Annotated in this window: 7 protein-coding genes and 1 riboswitch; of the genes, 5 read left to right on the top strand and 2 right to left on the bottom strand. The window is 58.7% G+C overall.

The annotated features are described in order from the left end of the window. The first annotated feature begins 25 nt into the window (after nucleotides 1-25). The 5 genes from AC1RQI_RS13455 to AC1RQI_RS13475 all read left to right on the top strand — a co-directional run bounded on the left by AC1RQI_RS13455 (nucleotide 26) and on the right by AC1RQI_RS13475 (nucleotide 5,795). Nucleotides 26-874 (top strand): protein adenylyltransferase SelO family protein, encoded by an 849-nt coding sequence (locus AC1RQI_RS13455; protein WP_481905178.1) that lies wholly within the window; start codon nucleotides 26-28, stop codon nucleotides 872-874. Further along, nucleotides 874-982, top strand: a riboswitch (TPP riboswitch). (Overlaps the previous gene by 1 nt.) Beyond that, the gene (locus AC1RQI_RS13460; protein ID WP_481905179.1) at nucleotides 971-2,359 is read left to right on the top strand and encodes a sodium:solute symporter family transporter; all 1,389 of its coding nucleotides are present in this window, start codon (nucleotides 971-973) and stop codon (nucleotides 2,357-2,359) included. (Overlaps the previous riboswitch by 12 nt.) A gap of 100 nt (nucleotides 2,360-2,459) precedes the next feature. Then, nucleotides 2,460-4,223, top strand: coding sequence for a protein adenylyltransferase SelO (locus tag AC1RQI_RS13465; protein ID WP_481905180.1), 1,764 nt, complete (start codon nucleotides 2,460-2,462; stop codon nucleotides 4,221-4,223). 16 nt (nucleotides 4,224-4,239) lie between these two features. Then, the gene (gene tenA, locus AC1RQI_RS13470) at nucleotides 4,240-4,908 is read left to right on the top strand and encodes a thiaminase II (RefSeq protein WP_481905181.1); all 669 of its coding nucleotides are present in this window, start codon (nucleotides 4,240-4,242) and stop codon (nucleotides 4,906-4,908) included. A 44-nt stretch (nucleotides 4,909-4,952) separates the two neighbouring features. Continuing rightward, nucleotides 4,953-5,795 carry an iron-sulfur cluster assembly protein gene (locus AC1RQI_RS13475; protein WP_481905182.1) on the top strand — a complete coding sequence of 281 codons (843 nt, stop codon included), beginning with the start codon at nucleotides 4,953-4,955 and terminating at the stop codon, nucleotides 5,793-5,795. 221 nt (nucleotides 5,796-6,016) lie between these two features. Here the strand turns inward: AC1RQI_RS13475 and AC1RQI_RS13480 are convergent, their stop codons facing one another. Both AC1RQI_RS13480 and AC1RQI_RS13485 read right to left on the bottom strand, forming a co-directional pair. After that, on the bottom strand, nucleotides 6,017-6,292 hold the full coding sequence (locus AC1RQI_RS13480; RefSeq protein ID WP_481905183.1) for a HigA family addiction module antitoxin: 276 nt from the start codon (nucleotides 6,290-6,292) through the stop codon (nucleotides 6,017-6,019). A 15-nt stretch (nucleotides 6,293-6,307) separates the two neighbouring features. Beyond that, nucleotides 6,308-6,637 carry a type II toxin-antitoxin system RelE/ParE family toxin gene (locus AC1RQI_RS13485; protein ID WP_481905184.1) on the bottom strand — a complete coding sequence of 110 codons (330 nt, stop codon included), beginning with the start codon at nucleotides 6,635-6,637 and terminating at the stop codon, nucleotides 6,308-6,310. Between the last annotated feature and the right edge of the window lie 64 nt (nucleotides 6,638-6,701).

The following is a 6,701-nucleotide window of genomic DNA, read 5'->3' on the forward strand; positions in this document are numbered from 1 at the left end:
TTGCTTCCAGCGGTGCGACCTGTCATTGCAGCAGCGCGAAGACAGTGATCATGAGTCGGCTGGCGCTGCACTCTCAGTCAGAAACGGCTTACATCAGCTTTTAATGGGGGAAGTGCTCAGCGCGATGGGGGTTAAAGCGCCGCGGATACTCGCGGTTGCCTATGACAATACGAGTGAAGGCCTGGATCAGGCTCGTGCATCGGTCATCAAGACTGACGAGTCACCGTTGACCATCGGCGCGTTTGAGTACGCCTCCAGGAAACTGGGGGTGGCGGAGCTTGAGCGTCTTGCCGATTATGCCATTGCTCGGATCGATCCCACTCTGATCAATAGCGATACACCCTACACAGCGCTTTTTGAAAACGTCTGCGATCAGCTTGCTGTGACGATGGCACAGTGGGCAAGCATCGGTTTCATCCACAGCAAACTCGATACGCACCTGACAGCGGTTGATGGTGGCGTGTCCCTGACCCCCTGGTCGGGGTTCATGGACAACCATGACCCCGATCGGATCAGGCACCCCTTGGACGCAACAGGCCGTTATGCGTTTTCCGCTCAACCCATCGCCGCCCATTGGAACCTGTGCCGGTTTGCCAACATCCTGCGGCCATTAACCAGGCTTGAGGGAAAAGGCAGCGGCAGCCGCATACAGGGGCGTCTGGATCACTTTTTCAACCGCTATGAGCAGCATCGCATTAGCTATCTACAGCGCCCCGCGGTCGAGCTCACCAGAGGCATTCCCAGACCGCGCACGTTGTCAGCAACCGTTGAGGAGGTTGTAGGGGGTGACCGGTCGTCAATCGATCGATTTCTGACAGCCTATGCGGGCCAGACGTTGGCCGGTGACAGGGACCCTAGTTTCAAACCTTATTAATCTGTCGCCAGGGGAGCCTCGCGACAATGCGGGGCTGAGAGGGTAAAACGCCGACCCTGGAACCTGATCCGGTTGATACCGGCGGAGGAAGTGCGAATGACTTATCTGACGTTGGCCGTGCTCGGTGCGGCACTGGCGCTTTTTGGGACGCTCGGTCTGCGCGCAAGCCGGGCGGGTATCCGCCTTGATGACTATGTGACGGCCCGCAACTCCCAGGGGACTCAGGCGATTGGGCTCTCGTTTCTTGCATCAAGCATGGGGGCCTGGATTCTTTTTGCGCCACCGGAGATTGCAGCATTCGTGGGTCCGGTTGGGTTGGCTGGTTACGCGATTGGCGCCGCGCTGCCCTTTGTCGTTCTGGGGCTTTATGGGCCAGCGATCCGAAGGCGCCTGCCCGAAGGGCGCAGCATCAGTGAGTTTGCCGAGGCCTGTTACGGCCCCGGTGTGCGCCGGTGGGTCGCCCTTGTCTCGGTTGCCTATATGGCCTGTTTCCTGGCAGCCGAACTGACCGCCATCGGTTCCATTGCCGGACTGCTTTCCGACGTTGATCCGTCACTGATTATCATCGGTATTGCCCTGGTCACACTTGTCTACACAACCCTGGGCGGGTTACGCGCCAGTATGGCAACGGATCGCTGGCAGGCCTGGTTGCTTCTGGCGCTGTTGCTGCTCGTGGCCGCGGTGGCGTGGTGGGGGCTCCCGCCTTTGCCGCCGGAAGCGACAATGCCTTCGGCGCCCATGGGAAGCGCGCTCTCGGTGGGGGTTACTCTGGTGATTGCGGTCACTGCGGCCAATCTGTTCCATCAGGGCTATTGGCAGCGGGTCTGGGCCGCCGAGAATGATCGGGCTCTGGGGCGTGGCGCCCTCTTTGGCGCCGTTGCCACCCTGGTCGTGGTGATGATCGTCGGCGGACTGGGGATGCTGGCGGCCATGCAGGCGTTATCGCTGGGCGAGCCGCCCATCCCGTTTTTTGCCCTCGTTTCGGCGGCCCCGGGTTGGCTGAGCCTGCCGGCGCTTGTATTGGCGGTAACCCTTGTCGCCTCCAGTGTGGATACCCTGCAGAACGCCATTGCCTCCATGGCAGTCGCCAGCACCGGTCGCAAGGGGCTGTCGATGCGTGGCGCGCAGTGGATCACCGTTTTGCTGATGGTGCCCGTCGTCTGGGTGGGTCTCCAGGGGTTTTCAGTACTCCGTCTGTTTCTGATTGCTGATCTGCTGTGTGCGGCAATCGTGATGCCGGTGTTGCTCGGGCCCTGGCGGCGCATGTCCGCCCTGGCGGCTCTGGCTGGCGGCGTGGCTGGTCTTCTTGGGGCAATACTGCCGGGTTGGGTCACAACAGGCAGCCTTACCGGCGGCGTATTGGCGGCGAGTTTCCCGGATAGTGTGCCAACACTGGGGCCTTTCCTGGGCGCATTGCTGGCATCGACTGGCGTAAGTGTGCTCATCGCCTTGCTGCGCCCGACGGGGGCTTCAGACCCGCATTGACAGGCTTTTGATGTCGATACGACACTAAAAAAACACGTCCGGTTATGCCTCACAAGCCTGATTGACCGGCAACACGTTTTGCATGAATAGGGGCGATAAGGTGGCCGAACAAACCTCATTCACCGTTGCGAGCCTCAATGACCTCGCACAGGTGACGGATTACTCGTTCATGGACCGACTCAACGCCGACCCGGAAGCGAACGCCAGCGGGAAGGACCATGAGCCGCGCCAGGTCTTCAGGGGTCATTATGTGCCGGTTACCCCCACGCCGATTAAGGACCCGGAATACGTTGCCCACAGCAAGGACCTGTTTCGCGAGCTGGGCTTCGCCGACAGCATGGCGCAATCTGCCGACTTCGTCTCTCTTTTTTCAGGCGACATCACGCCCGTTCCGGAGTCGATGAGAAAGGTCGGCTGGGCCTGTGGTTATGCCCTTTCCATCTATGGCACTGAATTGGTCCAGCAGTGCCCCTTCCAGACCGGAAATGGTTACGGCGACGGTCGAGCCATTTCCGTCGTGGAGCTCGTCATCGAGGGACAACGCTGGGAAATGCAGCTTAAAGGGGCGGGCCGGACGCCTTACTGCCGGGGTGCAGACGGTCGTGCTGTTCTTCGTTCGAGTGCGCGGGAGTTCCTGGCACAGGAACATATGCATGCGCTCGGCGTTCCCACGTCGCGATCCCTGAGCCTGTATGTTTCGAAAACTGAAACGGTCAGGCGGCCGTGGTACTCGGGCGGCTCACGCTCGACAGAGCCGGATACGGTTATTGCCGAGCCAGTGGCGATCACCACCCGGGTTGCTCCCTCGTTCATCCGGGTGGGCCAACTGGAGCTGTTCAGCCGTCGTGCCCGCAGGAATGAGCATCCACACGCGATGGAAGAGCTCGAAAAGATCGTGTTGCACTTGATTGGCACGGAGTATGGGGAGGTTATCGATCATGAGCTCGATCTACCCCAGAAAGTGCTGTCGCTTGCGCGCGAGTTCCGCAGTCGGCTCACGGCTCTTATCGCCAACTGGATCCGGGTCGGCTACTGCCAGGGCAACTTCAACAGTGACAACTGCGCGGCCGGTGGCTTCACGCTGGACTATGGGCCTTTCGGCTTCTGCGAGGTTTTTGATCCGTACTATCAGCCCTGGACCGGTGGCGGCGATCACTTCTCGTTCCTGAATCAACCCGAGGCAGCGCACCGTAACTTCCAGAGCTTTTGCTCCGCCTTGCGTCCACTGCTGGCGGGGAACCAGGATCATCTCTGGCAACTCGATCAGATCGAACGAGCGTTCCCCACGCACATGCAGGCCCAAATGGAAGCGATGTGGGCGTCGAAACTGGGCCTTGATGCCTTTGACGCCGAGCTGTTCGGTGAGCTCAAGACGCTGATGGCGCAGACCCCTGTGGATTACACGGTCTTCTTCCGGGAGCTCTCGAAGATACCCGACGATATTGGTCCGCTCAGGACAAGCTTTTACAGGGCATTGGACAGCGAGGGAGCCGTGGACGCTTCAATGGCGAATGCGGACCGCGACGGTCTGGAAAAGCGCTGGTCAGAATGGCTCAGGAAATGGCGGTCACTGGTTGGTGTCGACAACATGAGCGATTCAAGCGCGGACCTGCAGGGCCGTCGTGAGGCACTTGCCCACCGGATGAAACGTGTAAACCCCAAATATACGCTGCGCGAGTGGTTCGTTGTACCGGCTTACCAGGAGGCGTCGAAGGGGCACTACGCGCCACTTCGGGCGCTTCAGGACGTCATGACCCAGCCTTACGCCGAGCAGTCGACCGAGGTTGAGGCGGCATTCTACAGACTGAAGCCGCCGGAGTTGTTCAATGTTGGCGGTGTGTCCTATTACAACTGTTCGTCATGAGTGGAGAAATGCAGCGATGGATCTTTTTGACACGCTCAAACACCAATGCCCGGAAGAGTGGCACGCCTACATTGACCATCCGTTCCCCGCCCGCCTGGCCGAGGGATCGCTGCCGCGCTCGGCCTTCCAGCATTATCTGATCCAGGACTATATCTTCCTGAAGCATTTCAGCCGTGCCTGGGCGCTGGTTGTGTACAAGGCCGATTCCATCTCAACCATGCAGTCAGCTGTGACGGTTCTGGATGGGCTTTTGAATCATGAGATGGCGATGCACGTTGAGTATTGCGGGCAATGGGGGATATCGGAGGAGGAGATCGAGCAGGCGCAGGAAGCCCGGGCCAATATGGCGTACACGCGGTACGTGCTGGATGCAGGCCTGTCCGGTGATCTGCTGGATCTTTTGACGGCCCTGGCTCCCTGTGTACTGGGCTATGCCGAGATCGGGCGGAATTGCGCTGAGAAGGTGGGCGGCGACGTTGAAGCTCATCCGTTCGGGAAGTGGATTGAGACCTATTCGGGGGATGAGTTCCAGGAACTTGCCACAAGCGTCCAGCAACTGATGAACGACCTTTATGGGCAGCAAGCCCAATCAGCACGATTCAACAGGCTGTCACGGATCTTCACCGACGCAACGAGATTGGAGCAGGCGTTCTGGGATATGGAACTTGAGGTGGGTGATGAATAAGGCCGATCAATGCAGGTAGAAAGACTTTTAAAGGAATTACTCGTATGAGTGTTGATGTGGAGATCAGCGACACGGCCCGGGATTATCTGACCAGCCTTCTGGAAAAACAGGAAATCCCTGGTATTGCGGCGCGGATGTTCGTGCATAATGGCGGTACATCGAAAGCGGAGACCTGTCTGGCGTTCTGCCCGCCCGGAGAGGAGCAAACCAGTGATACCCCGCTGACGTTTGGCGATTTGACCCTTTATCTGGATGCGCCGAGCCTCCCTTATCTGAGGGAAAGTCGCATCGACCTTGAGGCAGCGGGCGATTCCAAGACGCTGACCATCAAGGCGCCCTACGCCAAGCAGCCAGCGACGCCGCCCAAAGAGTTGGCCCTGCCAATGGCGTGTGTGGCGCGGCGTGTGCCCCATGGCAATGAGGTTACCCTGCCAGAGGGCGCCGAAGTCTCTGTGACCCAGGCACTCGGTGGCAGTGTAACGGTCAAGCACGAAGGCAATCTCTACCGCCTCTCGCCAGAGGAGGCGGGCAAGGTGGGTCTGCGCAGTGACGTGGCCATATTCGAAACCCCGGAGGATGGGCAGATCAGCGAGGATCAGTGCTGGCAGGCGCTGGAGCAGGTGTACGACCCGGAAATTCCGGTGAGTATCGTCAGTCTGGGCCTTGTCTACGAGCTGACTGTTGATGCGCAACAGAACGCGGTGTATCTGAGGATGACGCTGACCTCGCCAGGCTGTGGCATGGGCGATGTGATTGCTGGTGATGCCCGTAACCGGCTGATGGAAGTGCCGTTCGTGGAAAGCGCTGAGGTGGACATTGTCTTTGATCCGCCCTGGACCTTTGACATGGTCAGCGACGCAGCCCGGCTGGAGCTGGGGCTTCTCTGAGCGCTTTCAAAGGAATCAGCCCACTCAATCGGCGGGGCACTGGTTAGGGCCAAACAGCAGGCGCGGGTGTAGCGCCACCACAGAATGGTGTTCTCTCGGTGGTTTTATGGTGGGGGTTGCTGACGGCCATGATCGCTGGTGTGTGGGTTTGGCTTCTTTGGTGACCTGTATCAGGGAAAACGTCCCTGGCTCAATTGCTACTTGAGCCAGGGACGTTTTCCTTAAGCCGCACCTTGGTTGTGGCGAAGCTGAAAGAGGTCGTGATTCGCCTGCATGGAAAGCCAGAACTCAGCGCTTCCCGCACCGATCTGTTCCAGTGCCAACGCCATTTCCGGCGTTACGGAGGCACTGCCATTGAGCACCCGGTTCAGGGTATTGCGGTGGCAGCCCAGTCGTTCAGCAGCTACGGCCACACTGTCAATCTTATGGCCGTCTTCATCCTCGATCAGGCGCTGCCGGATGATTCGGCCCGGATGCGACGGATTATGCATCGCCATGGTTTCGTCTCCGATTTAGTGATAGTCGTCGTAATCCAGCAGATAGACATTGCCATCCCGGAATTCAAAGAACAGTCGCCAGTTGCCGGATACCTTGATTGCATACTGACCTTTCAGTTTTCCGCTCAGCGGATGCAGGCCCCAATTGCCGGCTGCAATGTCGTCGAGGCACGTGGCAGCGTCCAGTACCGTCAATCGGTCACGGAGGCGGTCAACGTGATCCCTCTGGATACCTTTTGTACTTCCGGTCTCAAAAAACTGTTTCAGTCCTTTGTGTTTAATGCTCTTGATCATTCCTTTATGAGCTCGTCCTGAACGTTGCTCAGAGCACTTGTCAATGGCCATCTATTTTGACCCACCTTTGGCCAATAAAATTGACCCACCCTTCATAGTCTAGGTCTTGGTTTTC

It is taken from the genome of Salicola sp. AFF1 (genome assembly GCF_056783195.1).